The sequence below is a fragment of the Pseudomonas sp. E1MeOHC2 genome, from assembly GCF_058745025.1.
On sequence record NZ_CP196675.1, the window covers coordinates 436,417 to 457,543 of the forward strand.

The 21,127-nt window shown below is 58.2% G+C and carries 14 protein-coding genes; 11 read left to right on the forward strand and 3 right to left on the reverse strand.

Translation table 11 applies throughout. The features are described 5' to 3' along the window. The first annotated feature begins 27 nt into the window (after window positions 1-27). Window positions 28-453: a hypothetical protein gene (locus ACSSU5_RS01925; RefSeq protein WP_264312390.1), complete on the forward strand. Its 426-nt coding sequence runs from the start codon at window positions 28-30 to the stop codon at window positions 451-453. 73 nt (window positions 454-526) lie between these two features. Further along, window positions 527-2,638, forward strand: a complete 2,112-nt coding sequence (gene fusA / locus ACSSU5_RS01930) for an elongation factor G (protein ID WP_492560477.1) — start codon at window positions 527-529, stop codon at window positions 2,636-2,638. 100 nt (window positions 2,639-2,738) lie between these two features. Here the strand turns inward: fusA and ACSSU5_RS01935 are convergent, their stop codons facing one another. Together ACSSU5_RS01935 and ACSSU5_RS01940 are read right to left on the reverse strand one after the other, a co-directional pair. Continuing rightward, complete coding sequence (locus ACSSU5_RS01935; protein ID WP_492560478.1) at window positions 2,739-4,181, reverse strand: SulP family inorganic anion transporter; 1,443 nt, start codon at window positions 4,179-4,181, stop codon at window positions 2,739-2,741. A 98-nt stretch (window positions 4,182-4,279) separates the two neighbouring features. Next, the gene (locus tag ACSSU5_RS01940; protein ID WP_492560479.1) at window positions 4,280-5,455 is read right to left on the reverse strand and encodes an ATP-binding protein; all 1,176 of its coding nucleotides are present in this window, start codon (window positions 5,453-5,455) and stop codon (window positions 4,280-4,282) included. A 141-nt stretch (window positions 5,456-5,596) separates the two neighbouring features. Between ACSSU5_RS01940 and ACSSU5_RS01945 the strand changes: the two genes are divergently transcribed. The 3 genes from ACSSU5_RS01945 (at window position 5,597) to ACSSU5_RS01955 (ending at window position 14,316) form a co-directional block, all read left to right on the forward strand. Beyond that, window positions 5,597-6,331, forward strand: coding sequence for a secretin N-terminal domain-containing protein (locus tag ACSSU5_RS01945; protein ID WP_492560480.1), 735 nt, complete (start codon window positions 5,597-5,599; stop codon window positions 6,329-6,331). Between the two features lie 491 nt (window positions 6,332-6,822). Then, window positions 6,823-8,148, forward strand: coding sequence for an isocitrate lyase (gene aceA / locus ACSSU5_RS01950; protein WP_012273289.1), 1,326 nt, complete (start codon window positions 6,823-6,825; stop codon window positions 8,146-8,148). Window positions 8,149-8,613: 465 nt separating this feature from the next. Then, on the forward strand, window positions 8,614-14,316 hold the full coding sequence (locus tag ACSSU5_RS01955) for an RHS repeat-associated core domain-containing protein (protein WP_492560481.1): 5,703 nt from the start codon (window positions 8,614-8,616) through the stop codon (window positions 14,314-14,316). 354 nt (window positions 14,317-14,670) lie between these two features. On the opposite strand, the gene ACSSU5_RS01960 is transcribed toward ACSSU5_RS01955, so the two are convergent. Beyond that, complete coding sequence (locus ACSSU5_RS01960; RefSeq protein ID WP_492560482.1) at window positions 14,671-14,934, reverse strand: DUF3077 domain-containing protein; 264 nt, start codon at window positions 14,932-14,934, stop codon at window positions 14,671-14,673. A gap of 197 nt (window positions 14,935-15,131) precedes the next feature. Between ACSSU5_RS01960 and ACSSU5_RS01965 the strand changes: the two genes are divergently transcribed. The 6 genes from ACSSU5_RS01965 (at window position 15,132) to nuoF (ending at window position 21,013) form a co-directional block, all read left to right on the forward strand. Then, window positions 15,132-15,791, forward strand: coding sequence for a lysoplasmalogenase (locus ACSSU5_RS01965; protein ID WP_492560483.1), 660 nt, complete (start codon window positions 15,132-15,134; stop codon window positions 15,789-15,791). A gap of 383 nt (window positions 15,792-16,174) precedes the next feature. Next, entirely contained in the window at window positions 16,175-16,588 is a 414-nt protein-coding gene (locus ACSSU5_RS01970; protein WP_003251427.1) for an NADH-quinone oxidoreductase subunit A, read from the forward strand. 10 nt (window positions 16,589-16,598) lie between these two features. Then, complete coding sequence (locus tag ACSSU5_RS01975) at window positions 16,599-17,276, forward strand: NuoB/complex I 20 kDa subunit family protein (protein ID WP_012313769.1); 678 nt, start codon at window positions 16,599-16,601, stop codon at window positions 17,274-17,276. 79 nt (window positions 17,277-17,355) lie between these two features. Next, window positions 17,356-19,137 (forward strand): NADH-quinone oxidoreductase subunit C/D, encoded by a 1,782-nt coding sequence (gene nuoC / locus ACSSU5_RS01980; RefSeq protein WP_492560484.1) that lies wholly within the window; start codon window positions 17,356-17,358, stop codon window positions 19,135-19,137. Window positions 19,138-19,139: 2 nt separating this feature from the next. After that, complete coding sequence (gene nuoE, locus ACSSU5_RS01985; protein ID WP_012273294.1) at window positions 19,140-19,637, forward strand: NADH-quinone oxidoreductase subunit NuoE; 498 nt, start codon at window positions 19,140-19,142, stop codon at window positions 19,635-19,637. Then, complete coding sequence (gene nuoF, locus ACSSU5_RS01990; RefSeq protein ID WP_264312384.1) at window positions 19,634-21,013, forward strand: NADH-quinone oxidoreductase subunit NuoF; 1,380 nt, start codon at window positions 19,634-19,636, stop codon at window positions 21,011-21,013. The genes nuoE and nuoF overlap by 4 nt, the downstream gene beginning before the upstream one ends. Window positions 21,014-21,127 lie beyond the last annotated feature (114 nt).

The following is a 21,127-nucleotide window of genomic DNA, read 5'->3' on the forward strand; positions in this document are numbered from 1 at the left end:
GCACGCCACACCACACGAGGATCCCGAGTGAGCGCCGAAGAACCCCTGATCGCCGACCTGTTCGAGGTCGACAAACGCCTGTCCCTCAAGCCCGTCGTGGACTTCAACAGCTACCTGCGCAACGCGTTCGCCGAAGGCCCGTGCCAGTGCCACCGCTGCCGTGACGGCGGCGACCAGAGCAGCTACAGCCACGCGCACAACTTCACCCTCGAAGGCCGCCAGCTCAACCGCCGCTTCGCCAACACAGCAGGCAGCGACGTGCTGCTGGTGCTGAAAAAAGCCTGGCTGTCGTACCACAAGGAAGAGCTTAACCTGGTCGGCGCGTTGGACATGACCAAGCTCAAGACCTTCACCGACAGCGCCCTGCACGAGCGCTTGCTGGCCCTGCTGCCCGCCAGCGGCCTGGCCCGTGAAGTGGACGGCCAATGGACGCTGCAGGCCCAGGCCGACTGACGGCCCGGCGGTAAAGCAGGATTCTTCCGGTCTGCTAACGTGGGGGAATCCGCCCATCCGCAGGTAGTCCGCCATGGCCCGTACAACGCCCATCGAGCTGTATCGCAATATCGGCATCGTCGCCCACGTGGATGCCGGCAAGACCACCACCACCGAGCGCATCCTGTTCTACACCGGGGTCAATCACAAGATGGGTGAGGTGCACGATGGCGCCGCGACCATGGACTGGATGGCCCAGGAACAGGAGCGCGGCATCACCATCACCTCGGCAGCCACCACGGCCTTCTGGCAAGGCTCGACCAAGCAGTTTGCCGACAAGTACCGCTTCAACATCATCGATACCCCTGGCCACGTCGATTTCACCATCGAGGTAGAACGTTCGCTGCGTGTGCTCGACGGCGCGGTGGTGGTGTTCAGCGGCGCCGACGGGGTCGAGCCGCAGTCCGAGACGGTGTGGCGCCAGGCCAACAAGTACCATGTGCCGCGCCTGGCCTACATCAACAAGATGGACCGCCAGGGCGCCGACTTTTTGCGCGTGGTCAAGCAGATCGACAAGCGCCTCGGGCATCACCCGGTGCCGATCCAGCTGGCCATCGGCAGCGAAGAGCATTTCATCGGCCAGATCGACCTGGTGAAAATGAAGGCCATCTACTGGAACGATGCCGACAACGGCACCACCTACCGCGAAGACGAGATACCCGCCGAGCTCAAGGCGCTCGCCGACGAATGGCGCGCGCACATGATCGAAGCTGCGGCAGAGGCCAACGATGAACTGACCATGAAGTTTCTCGATGGCGAAGAGCTGAGCATCGACGAGATCAAGGCCGCCCTGCGCCAGCGCACCATTGCCAACGAAATCGTGCCGACCATCCTCGGCTCGTCGTTCAAGAACAAGGGCGTGCCGCTGATGCTCGATGCTGTCATCGACTACCTGCCCGCCCCCTCTGAAATCCCGGCGATCAGAGGCACCGATCCAGACGACGAAGAAAAACACCTGGAGCGCCACGCCGACGACAAAGAACCCTTCTCGGCCCTGGCCTTCAAGATCGCCACCGACCCCTTCGTCGGCACCCTCACGTTTGCCCGGGTGTATTCCGGCGTGCTCAGCTCCGGCAATGCCGTGCTCAATTCGGTCAAGGGCAAGAAAGAACGCATCGGCCGCATGGTGCAGATGCACGCCAACCAGCGCGCCGAAATCAAGGACGTGTGCGCCGGCGATATCGCGGCCTTAATCGGCATGAAGGACGTGACCACTGGCGATACCCTGTGCGACCTCAACCACCCCATCATTCTCGAACGCATGGACTTCCCCGACCCAGTGATCTCCGTGGCCGTGGAACCCAAGACCAAGGCCGACCAGGAAAAAATGGGCATCGCCCTGGGCAAGCTGGCCCAGGAAGACCCGTCGTTCCGCGTGCGCACCGACGAGGAAACGGGCCAGACGATCATCTCCGGCATGGGTGAGTTGCACCTGGACATCATCGTCGACCGCATGCGCCGCGAGTTCAACGTCGAGGCCAACATCGGCAAGCCGCAGGTGGCCTATCGCGAGAAAATCCGCAACACCTGCGAGATCGAAGGCCGCTTCGTTCGCCAATCCGGCGGGCGCGGCCAGTATGGCCACTGCTGGATTCGCTTCGCCCCAGGCGACGAAGGCCAGGAAGGCCTGGAGTTCATCAATGAGATTGTTGGTGGCGTGGTGCCCCGCGAGTACATCCCAGCCATCCAGAAGGGTATCGAAGAGCAGATGAAGAATGGCGTGCTCGCCGGCTACCCACTGATCAACCTGAAGGCAGCGGTGTTCGACGGCTCCTACCACGACGTTGATTCCAACGAAATGGCCTACAAGATTGCCGCGTCCATGGCCACCAAGCAGCTCTCGCAAAAAGGCGGGGCGGTGCTGCTGGAGCCGGTGATGAAGGTTGAGGTGGTGACCCCCGAGGAATATCAGGGCGATATCATGGGCGACCTGAGCCGACGCCGCGGGATGATCCAGGATGGCGACGAGACACCCGCCGGCAAGGTGATTCGTGCCGAAGTGCCGCTGGGCGAGATGTTCGGTTATGCCACCTCAATGCGCTCGATGACCCAGGGGCGCGCCAGCTATACGATGGAATTCATCCGCTATGCCGAGGCACCGGCCAGCATCGCTGACGGGATCGTGAAGAAGAACCGCGGCGAGTGATTTGTGTGACCTGGACTGCCCCCAAGAAGTTGGACATCAATCCAACCCTTGGGGGATCTATGGGCAAGCCCGCTCACACAGTGGATCGCGTCGCAAAACCTTAGTGCAGTTCACCGGCCCGCTTCAGCAGCTTCTTACAGCGCTCGGAAAGATGCACCACCCGCAGTTGCTTGCCCGCCTTCGCATAGCGATCGCGCAAGGTCTTGAGCGCCGCAATCGCCGAGTAATCGACAAAGCTCAGGTGCTGGCAATCCAGGGTAACTTTGGCGGGGTCGCCCGCTGCATCGAACTGGTTAAGGAACGGCGTGACCGAGGCAAAGAACAACGTGCCATGTACCTGATAACGCTTGCCGCCGCCCGCCTCCTCGTGGCTGTCGGCATACAGCTCCCGAGCATGCTGCCAGGCGAAGTTCACCGCCGCGATGACGATACCGAACAACACCGCCACGGCCAGGTCGGTGAACACGGTGACGATGGTCACCGCAATGATCGCCAGCACATCGTTCACCGGCACCTTGTGCAACACGCGCAACGAGGCCCAGGCGAAGGTCTGCTGGGCCACCACGAACATTACCCCCACCAGGGCTGCCAGCGGAATGCGCTCGATCAGCGGCGACAAGAACAACACGAACAACAGGATCATCACCCCGGCAACCACGCCCGATAGCCGGCCACGGCCGTTGGAGCTGAGGTTGATCACCGTCTGCCCGATCATCGCGCAACCACCCATGCCCCCGCACAGGCCCGAGACCATGTTGGCGGCACCCAGGGCTACGCACTCACGGTCCGGGAAGCCACGGCTTTCGGTGACCTCGTCGGTGAGGTTGAGCGTCAGCAGGGTTTCCAGCAGGCCGACCATGGCCATCAGTACCGCGTACGGGGCAACGATCTTGAGCGTCTCAAGGTTCCAAGGCACATCTGGCAGCGCCAGTTGCGGCAGGCCACCGGCGATATTCGCCATGTCGCCGAGGGTGCGTGTCGGCAGGCCCAGCAGGTACACCAGCAGGCCCACCCCCAAAATGGCCACCAGCGCGGGCGGCACGGCGCGGGTCAGCTTGGGCAGCACGTACACCACCAGCATGGTCAGCGCCACCAGGCCGATCATCAGGTACAGCGGCGAACCGCTGAGCCACTGACCGCCCTGCTTGAAGTGCTCCAACTGGGCCAGGGCGATGACGATCGCCAGGCCGTTGACGAAGCCCAGCATCACCGGGTAAGGCACCAGGCGCACCAGCTTGCCCAGGCGCAGTGCGCCAAACAGGATCATTACCACCCCGCCCAGCAGCACCGTGGCCAGCAAGTACTGCACACCGTGCTGCACCACCAGCGCGACGATCACCACCGCCATCGATCCGGCAGCGCCAGAGATCATGCCCGGCCGGCCGCCGAACAGTGCGGTCAGGGTACAGATGATGAAGGCGCCATACAGGCCCATCAGCGGGTTGAGGTGTGCCACCAGGGCAAAGGCGATGCACTCGGGCACCAGGGCGAACGAAGTGGTCAGGCCGGCGAGCAGGTCGGCGCGCAGTCGTACGGGTTTCATGAAGTTCCTGTGAGGCGGTCCAGGCGGACGGGCTGGCAATCGAGGGGCGCGATGTTACGGAATTTGTCTGCCAGCGGCCACCGCTCAAAAGTGAAGGTTCAGCCGTTGCCTTCGTCGCCCCGTTCACGTGTTAACCATTCGGCCATCGACACGTCTTCCAGTGCGTATTCGCCTCGGTTGGCCTTCCACACCAGTTCCTTGTCGCGCAGGGCGTCCAAGGCTTTCTGCACGTTCGCAGTCGTGGCATTGGCATCAGCCTGAGCCTGCTCAAGCTTGCGATTCACCTCCACGAGGGTCTGGCCGGTGAAGGGTGAAAAAGGCTGATTGGCGAGCGTACGTTCGGCCATCACCGCCAGCACCCCCTGCTGCAAGGGCGAAAGCTCGTTCCAGGCGCTTTCGTAGTCACTCCAGACCCCGGCCTGGTGGTTCAGCGCGCCGGTGCGCAGCAACTCACCCAGGTTGCCCGCCTCGCCCAGCCCCACACTCACCTCGGTGAGCAGTTTGCCCAGCATTTCTGGCCGCCGCCCCACCCGCTCAAAGGCGTACTCCAAGTCGTGCGCCTTGAACTGGTTGTCAGCGGCCAGCCGCTGATTCCAAAGGCCGGTAACGAATTCGACAAAGTCCTTCCCCAGCAAGGGAAACGGGGTAATGCTGGCGCCATAGAACGGCTGCTTGCTCTTGAGCACCAGGTTGGCCAGCTTGTCGCGGCTGGACCCAGTGAACACCAGCCGCAGCCCGTCCGGGCGATCGCCGCGGTTCAGGTGGTCGCGCGCTGCCTTGAGGGCGAACATGGCGCTGAGCCCACCTGAGCTATTGAGGGCATGCTGGGCTTCATCGACGATCAGCACCACCATTTGCCCGGACACCTGATGCAGCACCGCAAGCGCCTGGGCCAAGGTGGTGCCGGCAGGCAACTGTGGGCGAGTGAAATCCCAGCTCAGCGTACGCAACAGGTTGATCTTGTCGATACCAGCCTTCTTCGCGGTCTTGGCCAAGGTGCTTTCAAAACCGGCCAGGGCGGTACCGATGGCACCACTGATCAACTCAGCCGGGTCGGCGTCCCGATCAGACCATAGGTCGACATAGACCGGTAGCCAGCCACGCTGCACGCATTCGGGGATCAAGTCATTGTTGAGGAATGTGCTTTTACCGGTGCGCCGGGGCGCGGCGAGAAACATGCCAGAGCTGTAATCGACGAACGACTCGCCAGCAAGGTCCCGCGCCAGCGCATTTGCCAGCTGCTCACGGCGGAAGATGGGGCGGGTTGGGCTCATGGCATTATCCTCAATTATCTTCGCTACTATAATTTATAGCCTATCAGATAAAGCCAGGATAAATGCCGGCCGTTGATGCGTAACCTGCACAACCGGGGCAAATTTGCCATGATGTTGATTCCACCTGCGGAGATCATGGACATGCCGCCACGCCCCCTCATCGCCTCGCTGCTGCTGGCTGCCGCCCTGAGCGCTCACGCCGCCACCGAAGTCGTGCCCTTGCAGTACCGCAGCAGCGCCGAACTGCTGCCTGCCGCGCAATCGTTCATCGGCAAGGACGGCACCGTCAGCGCCTTCGAAAACAAGCTGATCGTCAACGCCAGCCCCGAACGCATCGACGACCTGCGCAGCCTGCTGCAACAGTTGGACACCGCGCCCAAGCGCCTGCTGATCAGCGTCGACAACAACGACAGCAACTTCCAGGACAACCGTGGCAACGCCCGCGTCATCCGTTACGGCACCAGCAACCGTGAAGGCGGCATGCAGCAGATCCAGGCCAGCGAAGGCAAGGCTGCGTTGATCCAGGTTGGCCAGAGCATACCGATTACCAGTACCAGCACCGACGGTTATGGGCGCATCCAAAGCAACACCGAATACCGCAATGTGACCCAAGGCTTTTACGTTACCCCAAGCCTGAGCGGCGACACGGTTCGTCTGCAAATAAGCACTAATAATGACCGTATCAGCCAGGAACGTGCCGATGTAGTGAAAGTGCAAAGCACCGACACGACCGTCACCGGCAAGCTCGGCGAGTGGATCACCTTGGCAGGGTTCAATCAGCAGAGTCAGGCCGAGCGCAGCGCGTCAAGCCACACGTACAGCACCCAGCGCGGTGAAAACATGACTTTGCGTGTCAAAGTCGACCTTCTGGACTGATCCCAAGCAATTCAAGGCTTCGACCAATGGCCTAGAAACTGACCGCCGAGTCTCATTAGACCAAAGATGTAGTAAGTGAAAAAAGTCACTACAAAACATTTGACAGGCACTTTTTCCCAAGGGCATGATGGCCTCGCTCCCGCTAATCAGGGGCCCTGGCAAGGGCCTTCGAGGCGTGCTCCTCCCACCCCTGGAGGCGCCTCGTGTCTATACGGCCCACAAGGCGGTTCGACGGGATTGCGACTGCAACGAAGAAGTTGTCCCGAGGGACGGAAGCGCATCACCGCAGTTCTGGCAATCGCGTCGCACCGCAGCAAGGCAACCACGAGCCGACCTGCAGGGCACACCTTCGCCTAGCCTGCACCTCCTTCCCCCTTCGAGCCTTCGCGTTCGCCGCCGCACTCCCCCGGACAGGACAGCCGTCAGGCCTCTGATCTGCACCTGAGCATCAGCACAATTACCCCAAGATCGATGCGACGAGGTTTATTTCCATGGCACTGACACGCGAACAGCAAATTGCAGCCCTCGAGAAAGACTGGGCCGAAAACCCGCGCTGGAAAGGCGTGACCCGTACCTATACCGCCGCTGATGTCGTTCGCCTGCGTGGCTCCCTGCAGCCGGAGCACACCCTGGCTCGCCAGGGCGCAGAAAAACTGTGGAAGCTGGTCACCCAAGGTGCCCACCCGTCCTTCCGCCCAGAAAAAGATTTCGTCAACTGCATGGGCGCCCTGACCGGCGGCCAGGCAGTGCAGCAGGTCAAGGCCGGCATCCAGGCCATCTACCTGTCCGGCTGGCAGGTTGCCGCCGACAACAACTCGGCCGAGTCCATGTACCCCGACCAATCGCTGTACCCGGTCGACTCGGTACCGACCGTGGTCAAGCGCATCAACAACTCGTTCCGCCGCGCCGACCAGATCCAGTGGAAAGCCGGCAAGAACCCAGGCGACGAAGGCTACATCGACTACTTCGCGCCCATCGTGGCTGATGCCGAAGCCGGTTTCGGCGGCGTTCTGAACGCCTACGAGCTGATGAAGAACATGATCGAAGCGGGCGCCGCCGGCGTGCACTTCGAAGACCAGTTGGCCTCGGTGAAAAAATGCGGCCACATGGGTGGCAAGGTACTGGTACCGACCCAGGAAGCGGTACAGAAGCTGGTGGCTGCACGCTTGGCCGCTGACGTTTCGGGCGTGCCGACCATCATCCTGGCCCGTACCGACGCCAACGCCGCCGACCTGCTGACCAGTGACTGCGACCCGTACGACCAACCGTTCGTGATCGGCGAGCGCACCCGTGAAGGCTTCTACAAAGTGCGCGCCGGCCTCGACCAGGCGATCTCCCGCGGCCTGGCCTACGCCCCATATGCCGACCTGATCTGGTGCGAAACCGCCAAGCCGGACCTGGACGAAGCCCGCCGCTTCGCCGAAGCGATCAAGAAGGAGTACCCGGACCAGATCCTGTCGTACAACTGCTCGCCTTCCTTCAACTGGAAGAAAAACCTGGACGACGCGACCATCGCCAAGTTCCAGCGCGAGCTGTCGGCCATGGGCTACAAGCACCAGTTCATCACCCTGGCCGGCATTCACAACATGTGGCACGGCATGTTCAACCTGGCGCACGACTACGCCCGCAACGACATGACCGCCTACGTGAAGCTGCAGGAGCAGGAATTCGCTGATGCCAGCAAAGGCTACACCTTCGTTGCGCACCAGCAGGAAGTGGGCACTGGCTACTTCGATGACATGACCACCGTGATTCAAGGTGGGGCTTCGTCGGTGACTGCACTGACCGGTTCGACCGAGGAAGAGCAGTTCCACTGATAGTGGGGTGCTGTTGAAGGAAGGCCCGGGGCTTGTGAAAGCCCCGGGCCTTTGTTTTTGACTGCACCGCCTGTTTGGGGGCAAGCCCGTATCAACACATAAACTCGCTCAACCTGTCAACTCGCTATAAAACATCGTAGCGCTGTTACATCTAGGTATCAGGCCTATTCGACGAGGTAATCTCTGCCTCTGGCCGACATTGGTTGAAGGCACTTATAAGAAGCCCAGCGCTCCCGAGACGCTGGGCTTTTTTATATTTAATAAAGCAATTTGCGCCTCTCAGCGACGCCCCCATCCCTTGCGCCACGACTGTGACGCTGCGCCTGTGTTATTGCACTGATGAGAGACACCCGTTCTGCACCTAGCATTTTTGTCAGTTGCGCTCCCTTTTTTCTTCCTCAACACTGATGCTGGCACCATCGTTATGCCCCACACCATCTTTGCGCTAAGCGCGGGAGATTCCCCATGGATATCGCTGAATTGAAATTGGCTCTAGATAATAGCTGTCTGGAAATCGATAAATTTTCTGGAAACTGCCAAATCAAACTACCGATGGGAGAACTGTTAGGACAGATAAATGGAGTGCCACTGAAGCTTGAACTCAAGGGCCAATTGCACGATTCCAGCAAGCTGCCAGCACTGAACTTCTATGATGTGGGAACTTGGCGAATGAGCGGTGGTTCATCGTATGATAAATACGAGATTCACGTCAGTGATGTACCACTGGTCAATGGCAGTAGCATGAGTGCCAACACGGATGACAAAGGGTCTCATTCTGCAGTTGGACCGGGATACGTCTTCGATGCCACACGCATTCTGACCATGAGGAAAAATGCGTTCAAGGACACGATATCCGAATTTCAAGAAAAGCCGCTGAAAGATCAAACCTTCACAGTGATGCATACCACAGGGATCGCTGAAGTTTTCGATTGTGTAGGCGAACGAACCAAGGGGGCAAGCGAACCGCCTCTGGTGCTGACGCGTGAAATACTCGAGTCGAATGGTAAAGGACTGAAATTCACTTGGCACACAGAGAACGGCGACGCTCGAATCACGGAAATTCAAGACTCGATCGGCACTGTCCTAACAGCACGTTGGGACTGGAGTGACAAACAGGCACCCAAATTAAGCCAGCTGGTACTTTATCCGAATAGCCATGAGGCAGTTCAATACGATTGCCGCTACGAGGATGACGCACTGGAGGTAAGCCTTACAAAGCAGCACCCCTTCCTTGACAAGACGGTCTATCGCCTTGAAACAGGTGCAGATCATATAAAAATGAGGACCACTACTAATTACAAGAAAAAAAACAGCGACATACAAACGTCTAAAATTGAGTTCAACCGCCACATCGATGAAACTTTAACGTGGAAAGGCGACAAAACCAAAACGCATACTATTGAACTGCCTGACAGCACGGCTCGCCTAACGAGGACGTGGAATTGGCAAAAAAACGTCACACATATCACCTTGGCCAGTGAGCAAAAACCTTCAACGCAGACAAGTGAAGCAAAAACCACCTCTCAGCCGGAAGAGAACGTAGAGACACTCGAAGACGTAACTTACAAACACAGTGACGGCATCATCAAAAGCCTGGAGTCCAAATCCCGCAACTCGACATCGCTGCTTACCTGGGAAGTCACGTCAGATCCGAAAGCGCGGACTTCAACTAGCTGCATGATTCAGACGGTCGACGGTGTTGAAATCAGTAAGACCGAGTCAACCTTCAATGCACAGGGAAATCTCATCGAGATTAAACGAGGCGATGAAAAGATTCAATGGACCCACTTCAATAATTATACTCATTACAGCACGGAGTCCGAAATCACCGATGACGCCGGCCCCCTTATAGAGGCACTGGGGTGGATCATAAAGGGTCCCAACCCACTTCTTCAACGCCTGAATTTCGCTTCCAATACGGTCCGCAAATTCACCACATTCAGGTCGAGCGCCCCCAATAATTACGCTAAAGATTCGTTTAATCTTCCGCTGGATATAAATTACCCCGGCGACGAACTCGGGTTCAGCAATCATATTGAAAGCGAGCGGGTCACTCAAGTGAACGCAGAAGGTGAGACAACCACCAGAATCACCTACTTCGGCTATGACAAAGTGCCCACTATCCCGAATGACCTTATCGACCGCAACCACGTCGTGGTGCTAGCGCGAAAACTGACCGTGCTGATGCCGAAGGTTTCGACTGTGAGCGTTACTGAAGCTCAACGAGCAATCGCCGACAAAGCCATCGAGCAGATGGTCACCGCCCTAAAGGTGTGCATCAACTCCGTCAAGGACGACGATTACTTAAGGGAAGGCTACGAAGCCAGCATGGCCTCCATTAAGAACGCCGCTAAGGCGCAAAGCGAAATGAATGATAAAGGGTTCAAACTCGACACTTGGCAAAACGCACCAATGACCGTAGAGGAGTTCACCTATGACACAGCGCCTACCTCAGCGCATTTCTGTACATTGAAATCCAGCACTGTCTACAGCTTGGACGAAGCAGGCAGTAAAATCGAAAGCTCTGAGGTCAACACCATCCTCACCTATGAGACGAACAGCAAAGCGCCACGTAGAATCACCACAAACACACTTTCAACCTCTTCCAAGGAAGTATTGAAGACCAGCTATGTGCAAGAAGGTTTTGCCAGAACACCTGTCGAGCGGACCGATGCTGCCGGGATAAAGACGCAATATGGCTTTGTCAACGGCGCGTTATCAACAACTAAAATTACTCAAGGCACATCAACCCTGAGCTCGGCTCGCATAGGGTACTCCATCGATGCTGAAAAACGCACTATTCAAATGCAGATCAATGACGAGAAAGGATTGAATCGACGCATCACGTATGATGAGCGCGGCAGAATACGTGCTGAGTGGACCAACATGATAGGCAGTGAGGACGCATGGCGTCAATCGAGCGAAGCAACCTATAATGAAAGCGGCGGCACGATCACGAAGTACATATACGACACACAAGGCAAACAGCATGAGCTGTCAGTCGAGCACTTCGACACGCACGGCAACTCAACCCAATTGTTTGAATATGATTATGACGCCTTTGGAAACATCTTTGACATACGAACAACCGAATGGACCTCGACCCCTACCGAGATCACTAAAAAAATTGTAATGAAGGACCGTGATGGCACTGTCCTCGATACGCGAACTCAGACCGAGCAGAGGACGGGTTCGGAAATCGTGATCAAGCGGGGAGCTTTCACCGAAACGTATAAATGGGATGCCAGTCAACGCACGGCTCATTATTCAAACGGTAACAAAGGGGCTGCAGAGACCCTCCAACTGACTATCGACCATGATTCTTATGGGCAACCCATTCGCACACAATATTCGAAAAAAATGGGCGAAAAGATAATCGACATTTCCCTGCACACCGCCGAATATAATGTTCACGGTTTGCCCCGAAAAATTACGGCGGATTCAGCCCCTCCTCTCACATTTGAGTATGATGCGACAGGGCGTCTGACAAAGAAAGAAAAGGACGGCGCAGTGCTATCTTATGAATATGAAAAGGACAGCGCCAGCCCAACGCCCATTTCGATGAGCATGCTTCAAGCCACTAAGGCAGATGAGTCAAGAAACGAGGTAGCGCCAACTCTACTTGGCAAGCAGACATTAGATGCATGGGGCCGTATGGCCACACAGACAGTGAATGGTGTCACCAGGAGTTACACATATGCCGGTGCGTCTTCGATAGCGTCCCCCAACCCGCAGAGTATAGATAATCTGTTCAAGGGATACACACAGAAGTGGAACTCTAGGGACAGAACCTACACCGAAACATGTTCTTACTCCGCCGAGGCAAGCGACGACAGAAGTCAAACCCTCTCCACCCAAAGTGAATTGAGCCTGCGTGGTCGACTGATCAAAATGACCGACATCGCTGGGCAACAGACGTCCTATACCTATGACACCTTTAATCGAGTCATCAAACAGGTCAACCCAGCTTGCATCACAACTGCAGTATTCACGGATGATGGTCGATTGCAAAGCGAGGCTGTGCAAGATGTCACCAGCAAACGCGTGATGAGCATCAGTTACAGCTATGATGTGCTGGGTCGCGAAACTGAAAGGCGTTTCACGAGTGACGGCATGGATACTATAGTTTTGCAGCGGGAATTGTCACCCGCAGGGCGCCTGGTGAAACACTCTTTGAATGTAAGCGATAAACCCAAGTACATCCACGAGTATGAATATAATGACCGTGGCCAATTGGTCGATTGGAATGGCAATGGCGCCAGCTATTCACTCCAGACCAGAGACTATTATCGAGAGACCTATGGGTATGACGCGATTGGCAACATGACCACCTATGGCTTTTACGATACCAACGATGCGAAAAAACCCTGGATGCATCCACGCAGGTTCTCTACGGACATATCGGGCCTGCTCTTGGAGGCCCGAGGCTCCAAACTTCAAAATAAAAATGGTCGCATCAGCCAGAATATCTCCTACTCCGACGATGGCCGCGTTTCGCATATCAGCTGGCCGGTGGCCTATGGCCCGAAGCACCCTGAACTTCATTTCACCTATGACTCTACAGGGCGTGTCCGCGCCTTGTTCACATCGGGGGGCAATGACACTCCCCGGGGCTTTCAGCTGCATTATCGCGGCGACAAGGTTTATGCACGGAGCCAGAAAACAACCAATGGCCGTTTTTGGAACGGAACGTTGGCGAAGACTGATATCATCATCAATGAGAGCGTGGGGTGCTCCTTACGCCAGACGATCTCTTTCGACAAAGATGATAAGAAATCTGTACTCGTGTCTTTTGAATTGCGTGATGCCAGCGGGACTATTTTCGCAACCGTCAAGACTGACGGCAAACTGGGCGCATGGCACAATTACTCGCCCTATGGCCACCGTAATGTCGACCTTGAGTGGACCGATTGGTTAGGTTTTAAAGGTGAAGTCATATACCCGCGAGCATTTTATTATCTGGGAAGCTACCGCGCCTATGACCCCAGCCTAATGACCTTCTGCAGCCCTGATGATGCAAGCCCCTTCGGATTCGGAGGCCCTGCCGCGTATGCTTTCTGTGCAGGAGACCCGATTAACTACCATGATCCAAGCGGGCACATGCGGGTCTCACACCTTAGCGCAGTGGTCGCGCCTCCAATCATGACCACAAAGGAATTTCGGATTTTCGTCGCCGTGGGTAGCATCATCACTGCGCCTATCGGCGGGGGTGCGCTCGCCGCAATGCTGGGTGTCGTTGCTGGTGGGCTGGAGCTAGCGTCCGTGCTAGTAGAAGACAGCGACCCTGAACTTGCGTCGGCACTAAATGTGCTGTCGTTCGGTACCGGCATGGGCAGTTTGGCTGCCGGCCTTAGCGGCGTCACCAGGCTTACCGGCGCCGCCTCGAGAGGGATGATCCGAACGCGCACAGTACTAAACAAGACAATGGCCGGAGTTGGCGACTATCGCTACATTGACGACAGTTTACGCTTATGGGAAGACACCCATAAAGGTGTCAAGCGCTTGGTAGTTCAAGTGCACGGGGTAGCTGATGACGCCGGGAGAGCGCTCGGCCAAGTTGCGACCAGCGAAGGAGACTTGAGCGCCGGTGAGTTCCTTGCGTATCTCGCGAAGAAAGGCGTGAATATTGACGACTATGGCAAAATAAAGATGCACTCCTGTTATAGCGCGTCTCATCACAATAGCTTCGGCGACTCGTTTGCGAAGGATTTAGCCCGCTTGACCCAAAAGGAAGTGAAGGGCTATCAAGGAACAATGAATCTCAGCCTAGCGCTGGGCGAGACCCTCACAGATCCAGCCCAATATTTCAACGACCCAAGAATTTATCAGTTACTCGGCAACGAGACCGGCAAAGCAGAATTGCTTCGAGCCTGGCGACCGCGCAAGATCGAATGGGCACGCGACATCAATGGGCTGCCTATGTTCGATTCGAATGGTACTGCGATACCTCGCTCGTTTAAACAGTTCAAACCCGTCACCTTCAAGCCTCGACCGGGCTCCTGGCAGATAGATGAGTTATTGGGCGACCACTCTTACGAGAAAGTGATCAAACGATTCAATAAAAATCCCAGTATCTATTCAGACCCCTATGAAGAGCTTAATAACTTCCAGAGAAAACAGGAGGGCACACTGCTGACGTATCTACTCGATGGGGATTCGCTATGTTAGAATTCGGCGTAGCGTGACGCTGCCTTTCACACTCTGTGACGGCAGAACCTAGGAGAGTCTCGAAAACGCGCCGACGCATCAAAAGGATTGGTCGTTGGTGACGATGTCAACAGTATTCGACTGAACACGCGCAGTTAGCCTGATCCGCTGGGCACTTTGGATGCTCAGGCTTGGTTAAGCCTGGGCATTTCTTGAGTAACGAAAACATACAACCGCCACACAACTTATCCGAGTTGGCGCAATGGCTGTACTAACCGTCATTCTAGCCCGTACCGACATCAACGCCCTGACCAGATGACCAGCGATTGCAGTAGCTACGATCAGCCGTGGATGATCGTGCGGTCCTGCGATACCTCAATGCTTCATGCCCAGCTCGGCATCATCCATCAGCACCTGGGTCATCGCACTCAGGTAGTGGGCAGCCCAGATCATCATCGACTTCTCTTCCATCAGGCCGGTGATGGTCAGTTCGCGCACATAGCCCATCAGTTCCGAAGATTGCTCGCGGGCGTCGCGGCAGGGAATGCCTGGCTCGATGCGAAACAGTGGGTGGGTGCCGTTTTCGCCTTGGTAGAAGGTGGTTTTGCCGACGGTGAATTGGGTGTCTACTGTGGTCATTGTTCAATCCCCTCATAATTCTCGACTGCCTGGGCGGGCCTCTTCGCGGGCACGCCCGCTCCCACAAGTACTGTGCAATTCCTGAAGACTGCGGTGATCCTGTGGCAGCGGGCATGCCCGCGAAAGGGCCGGTACAGGCCAAAGCAAAACCCGGGATCAGGTCTATGCTTGTGGCAGCCCAGCCGCAAGGACCGCCCATGCCCCGTCCAAGCCACCTGACCACAATCGCCCTGGCCGCCGCCGCCCTCTATATATGTGCACTGGCCAGCGACAACACCCTGCTCGCCCTGCTCGCCAAACCGATCCCGGTACTGGCCCTGATCGCCTGGCTGCGTAGCGCTCCCGCCACACCTTATTGCCGCTGGATCACTTTCGGCCTGGCCTTCTCGGTACTCGGTGACATCCTGCTGGCCATCCCCGCCGACCTGTTCGTGTTCGGCCTGGTCGCATTCCTTTGTGCCCACCTGGCCTACCTACGCGCCTATTGCGGCCAAACCTTGCGCCCCGCCCTACCCGCATTCCTGTTTAGCGCCCTCACCGGCATCACCCTGTTCGGCGTACTCGCCAACCACGGCCTAGGCCCATTGCTAATCCCGGTCGCCGTGTATGCCCTGGCAATCAGCGCCATGCTCTGGCGCGCGCTGGCCTGCGGCGGCCTCGCGGCCCTCGGCGCCTGCCTGTTCGTGTTTTCCGACAGCCTCATCGGCCTCGACCGTTTCGTCAGCCCGTTCACTGCGGCGCAGTACCTGATCATCGTGGCCTATTGGCTCGGCCAGTGGGCAATCGCTGCTTCAGCGCAGCCCGGGGTATTCGCAAAAACATTGACCCAGAGCGGTGCAAGCGGTGTCAGACGCTGATAGAACGAGCGCCGAGTGGAATTGCAAGTGGGGGAATGGGTACATGAACTTAACAAGGTTCAATCTCATTAAAGTAATGCGGCTCAGCCTAGATGATATTAATTATCATTACGCAACTTGTAATTCGTTACCAGTCGCAAGAAACATAATTAACAAAACCAGACGCAATGCCCGAATTTCAAGGCTTTCAGCCAGTTACGAAGGGCTTTTGTTCTTAATCCTACGAATAAATTTGCGACAGAAATTTTACTTGCACCGGGTTTACCCATAAAATCAGCGCGATTGATTCAGCTGCGACATTTGGTCACTGCACCTGCGACACCACGTCGCCGCTCTACTTATTTCAGACTGCAGAGCTGGGTCTCTGTATAAGGATCTCTAGCATGTCCGATTCGGCAGGACTCATCGCCCACAACTGGGGCTTTGCCATCTTCCTTCTGGGTGTCGTCGGCCTGTGTGCCTTCATGCTCGGTCTGTCCAGCCTGCTCGGTAGCAAGGCCTGGGGCCGCGCCAAGAACGAACCCTTCGAATCCGGCATGCTGCCCGTCGGCAGCGCCCGCCTGCGCCTGTCCGCCAAATTCTATCTGGTCGCGATGCTGTTCGTGATCTTCGATATCGAAGCCCTCTTTCTCTTTGCATGGTCTGTGTCCGTCCGCGAAAGCGGCTGGACCGGGTTCGTCGAAGCGCTCGTTTTCATAGCAATTCTGTTGGCAGGTCTTGTCTACCTATGGCGCGTCGGTGCTCTTGATTGGGCTCCCGAAGGTCGCCGCAAGCGGCAAGCGAAGCTGAAACAATGAGGCTTTGGCAATGCAATACAATCTCACCAGAATCGATCCAGATGCGCCCAACGAGCAGTACCCGGTAGGTGAACGGGAAACCGTCACCGACCAACTGCTAGAGGACCAGGTCCACAAGAACATCTACATGGGGAAACTCGAAGATGTGCTGCGTGGCGCGGTCAACTGGGGTCGCAAGAACTCCCTCTGGCCGTACAACTTCGGCCTGTCCTGCTGCTACGTGGAAATGACCACGGCCTTCACGGCGCCCCACGACATCGCCCGCTTCGGCGCCGAAGTCATCCGGGCCTCGCCGCGTCAGGCCGACTTCATGGTCATCGCCGGTACCTGCTTCATCAAGATGGCGCCGATCATTCAGCGCCTCTACGAGCAGATGCTCGAGCCTAAGTGGGTTATCTCCATGGGTTCGTGCGCCAACTCCGGTGGCATGTACGACATTTACTCGGTCGTTCAGGGGGTCGACAAGTTCCTCCCTGTGGACGTCTATGTGCCTGGCTGCCCGCCACGCCCTGAGGCTTTCCTGCAAGGCTTGATGCTGCTGCAGGAGTCGATTGGCCAAGAACGACGCCCGCTTTCCTGGGTTGTTGGTGATCAAGGTATTTACCGTGCCGAGATGCCAGCCCAGAAAGATTTGCGTCGTGAGCAGCGCATTGCCGTAACCAACCTGCGCAGCCCCGACGAAGTCTGATCCAGCGACCTGCCGCCCGCTCCCATAGGAGCCGGCGGCCTGGCTTCATTCTTAACGTTGACCCAAAGCGACCGAGACCATGACAGCGGACAACGCTATTTATATTCCGCCTTACAAGGCTGACGACCAGGATGTGGTCGTCGAATTGCACAACCGTTTTGGTGCCGACGCATTCGTCGCCCAAGAAACCCGCACCGGCATGCCGGTTCTGTGGGTGAAACGTGCACAGCTCAAAGAAGTACTCAGCTTCCTGCGCAACGTCGCCAAGCCGTACAGCATGCTGTACGACCTGCATGGCGTCGACGAACGCCTGCGCACCCAGCGCCGTGGCCTGCCAGCTGCCGATTTCAGCGTGTTCTACCACCTGCTGTCGGTCGAGCGTAACAGCGACGTGATGATCAAGGTGTCGCTCAGCGAAGGCGACCTGAACCTGCCGACCGTGACCGGCATCTGGCCAAACGCCAACTGGTACGAGCGCGAAGTCTGGGACATGTTCGGCATCGACTTTGCCGGCCACCCACACCTGAGCCGCATCATGATGCCGCCCACCTGGGAAGGTCACCCGCTGCGTAAGGACTACCCTGCCCGTGCCACCGAGTTCGATCCCTACAGCCTGACCCTGGCCAAGCAGCAGCTTGAAGAGGAATCGGCACGCTTCAACCCGGAAGCCTGGGGCATGAAACGTCAGGGCGCTAACGAGGACTACATGTTCCTCAACCTCGGCCCCAACCACCCATCCGCCCACGGTGCGTTCCGTATCGTCCTGCAGCTGGACGGTGAAGAGATCGTCGACTGCGTCCCAGACATCGGCTACCACCACCGTGGTGCCGAGAAGATGGCCGAGCGCCAGTCCTGGCACAGCTTCATCCCCTACACCGACCGTATCGACTACCTCGGCGGGGTGATGAACAACCTGCCGTACGTACTGGCGGTGGAAAAGCTGGCGGGCATCAAGGTGCCGCAGAAGGTCGACGTGATTCGCATCATGCTCGCCGAATTCTTCCGCATCACCAGCCACCTGCTGTTCCTGGGTACCTACATCCAGGACGTGGGCGCCATGACCCCGGTGTTCTTCACCTTCACCGACCGCCAGCGCGCCTACACCGTGATCGAAGCGATCACCGGTTTCCGCCTGCACCCGGCCTGGTACCGCATCGGTGGCGTCGCCCACGACCTGCCGCGCGGCTGGGACAAGCTGGTCAAGGACTTCGTCGACTGGCTGCCCAAGCGCCTGGACGAATACACCAAGGCCGCCCTGCAGAACAGCATCCTCAAGGGCCGTACCGTTGGCGTTGCCGCGTACAACACCAAGGAAGCGCTGGAATGGGGTACCACCGGTGCCGGCCTGCGTTCCACCGGTTGCGACTTCGACCTGCGTAAAGCACGCCCCTACTCCGGCTACGAGAACTTCGAGTTCGAAGTACCGCTGGCCCACAACGGCGATGCCTACGATCGCTGCATGGTCCGTGTCGAGGAGATGCGCCAGAGTATCCGCATCATCGACCAGTGCCTGCGCAACATGCCGGAAGGCCCGTACAAGGCGGATCACCCGCTGACCACGCCGCCACCGAAAGAGCGCACCCTGCAGCACATCGAAACCTTGATCACGCACTTCCTGCAAGTCTCGTGGGGCCCGGTCATGCCGGCCAACGAGTCGTTCCAGATGATCGAAGCGACCAAGGGCATCAACAGTTACTACCTGACGAGCGATGGCGGCACCATGAGCTACCGCACCCGGATCCGTACCCCGAGCTACCCGCACCTGCAGCAGATCCCTTCGGTGATCAAAGGCAGCATGGTCGCCGACCTCATTGCGTACCTGGGCAGTATCGACTTCGTTATGGCTGACGTGGACCGCTAAGCATGAACAGCACGCTTATCCAGACAGACCGTTTCGCCCTGAGCGAAACCGAGCGCTCGGCCATCGAGCACGAGATGCATCACTACGAGGACCCGCGCGCGGCGTCCATCGAAGCCTTGAAGATCGTCCAGAAGGAACGTGGCTGGGTGCCGGACGGCGCCATCCATGCCATCGGCGAAGTGCTGGGCATCCCTGCCAGCGACGTCGAGGGCGTGGCCACCTTCTACAGCCAGATCTTCCGCCAGCCGGTTGGCCGCCACATCATCCGTGTGTGCGACAGCATGGTCTGCTACATCGGCGGCCACGAGTCGGTGGTCAGCCAGATCCAGAGCGAACTGGGCATCGGCCTCGGCCAAACCACCGCTGACGGGCGCTTCACCCTGCTGCCGGTGTGCTGCCTGGGCAACTGCGACAAGGCCCCGGCGCTGATGATCGACGACGACACCTTTGGCGACGTGCAGCCTGCTGGCGTTACCAAACTGCTGGAGGGTTACGTATGACCATTACTTCCTTCGGCCCGGCCAACCGCATCGCGCGCTCGGCCGAAACCCACCCGCTGACCTGGCGTCTGCGTGACGACGGCGAGCCGGTCTGGCTGGCCGAGTACCAGGCCAAGAACGGCTACGCCGCTGCCCGCAAGGCACTGAGCGAGATGTCGCAAGACGACATCGTGCAGAACGTCAAGGACTCCGGCCTCAAGGGCCGTGGCGGCGCGGGCTTCCCCACTGGCGTGAAGTGGGGCCTGATGCCCAAAGACGAATCCATGAACATCCGCTACCTGCTGTGCAATGCGGATGAAATGGAGCCGAACACCTGGAAGGACCGCATGCTGATGGAGCAACAGCCCCATCTGCTGGTCGAGGGCATGCTGATCAGCGCCCGCGCCCTCAAGGCCTACCGTGGCTACATCTTCCTGCGTGGCGAATACACCACCGCGGCGAAAAACCTCAACCGCGCCATCGACGAAGCCAAGGCCGCCGGCCTCTTGGGCAAGAACATCCTGGGCTCGGGTTTTGACTTCGAGCTGTTCGTGCACACCGGTGCCGGCCGCTACATCTGCGGTGAAGAAACCGCACTGATCAACTCGCTGGAAGGCCGCCGCGCCAACCCGCGCTCCAAGCCGCCCTTCCCTGCCGCCGTTGGCGTGTGGGGCAAGCCGACCTGCGTGAACAACGTCGAGACCCTGTGCAACGTCCCGGCCATCGTCGCCAACGGCAACGACTGGTACAAATCGCTGGCCCGCGAAGGCAGCGAGGACCACGGCACCAAGCTGATGGGCTTCTCCGGCAAGGTGAAGAACCCGGGCCTGTGGGAACTGCCGTTCGGCGTCACCGCCCGTGAGTTGTTCGAAGACTACGCCGGTGGCATGCGCGACGGCTTCAAGCTCAAGTGCTGGCAGCCAGGCGGCGCCGGTACCGGCTTCCTGCTGCCCGAGCACCTCGATGCGCAGATGTACGCCGGTGGCATCGCCAAGGTCGGCACCCGGATGGGTACTGGCCTGGCCATGGCGGTAGACGACAGCATCAACATGGTCTCGCTGCTGCGCAACATGGAAGAGTTCTTCGCCCGCGAATCGTGCGGCTGGTGCACCCCATGCCGTGACGGCCTGCCGTGGAGCGTGAAGATGCTGCGCGCACTGGAAAAAGGCCAGGGCCGCGCCGAAGACATCGAGACCCTGCTGGGTCTGGTCAACTTCCTCGGCCCAGGCCGCACCTTCTGTGCTCACGCACCGGGTGCCGTCGAGCCATTGGGCAGTGCCATCAAATACTTCCGCTCCGAATTCGAGGCCGGTGTCGCCCCAGCCAGTGCTGCCGACACCTTGCGCCCGAACCTGGCCAAGCCAGTGCCGAGCGGGCCGATCGTGGTCGGCGCATAACAAGATGAGCTGCGGGTGGTCCGTGCCACCCGCCAGCCTGCAGGCCGGCCCGAATGATTCGAGGCGGGCCGCGGGCATACAGATTTCCATTAGCCACGCCCGCTCACGCGGGCC

Bases quoted from the DNA above. Each gene is read 5' to 3' on its own strand.
- fusA (WP_492560477.1), top strand. From the start codon at position 527: ATGGCCCGTACAACGCCCATCGAGCTGTATCGCAATATCGGCATCGTC.
- ACSSU5_RS01935 (WP_492560478.1), bottom strand. From the start codon at position 4,181: ATGAAACCCGTACGACTGCGCGCCGACCTGCTCGCCGGCCTGACCACT.
- ACSSU5_RS01940 (WP_492560479.1), bottom strand. From the start codon at position 5,455: ATGAGCCCAACCCGCCCCATCTTCCGCCGTGAGCAGCTGGCAAATGCG.
- ACSSU5_RS01945 (WP_492560480.1), top strand. From the start codon at position 5,597: ATGCCGCCACGCCCCCTCATCGCCTCGCTGCTGCTGGCTGCCGCCCTG.
- aceA (WP_012273289.1), top strand. From the start codon at position 6,823: ATGGCACTGACACGCGAACAGCAAATTGCAGCCCTCGAGAAAGACTGG.
- ACSSU5_RS01955 (WP_492560481.1), top strand. From the start codon at position 8,614: ATGGATATCGCTGAATTGAAATTGGCTCTAGATAATAGCTGTCTGGAA.
- ACSSU5_RS01960 (WP_492560482.1), bottom strand. From the start codon at position 14,934: ATGACCACAGTAGACACCCAATTCACCGTCGGCAAAACCACCTTCTAC.
- ACSSU5_RS01965 (WP_492560483.1), top strand. From the start codon at position 15,132: ATGCCCCGTCCAAGCCACCTGACCACAATCGCCCTGGCCGCCGCCGCC.
- ACSSU5_RS01970 (WP_003251427.1), top strand. From the start codon at position 16,175: ATGTCCGATTCGGCAGGACTCATCGCCCACAACTGGGGCTTTGCCATC.
- ACSSU5_RS01975 (WP_012313769.1), top strand. From the start codon at position 16,599: ATGCAATACAATCTCACCAGAATCGATCCAGATGCGCCCAACGAGCAG.
- nuoC (WP_492560484.1), top strand. From the start codon at position 17,356: ATGACAGCGGACAACGCTATTTATATTCCGCCTTACAAGGCTGACGAC.
- nuoE (WP_012273294.1), top strand. From the start codon at position 19,140: ATGAACAGCACGCTTATCCAGACAGACCGTTTCGCCCTGAGCGAAACC.
- nuoF (WP_264312384.1), top strand. From the start codon at position 19,634: ATGACCATTACTTCCTTCGGCCCGGCCAACCGCATCGCGCGCTCGGCC.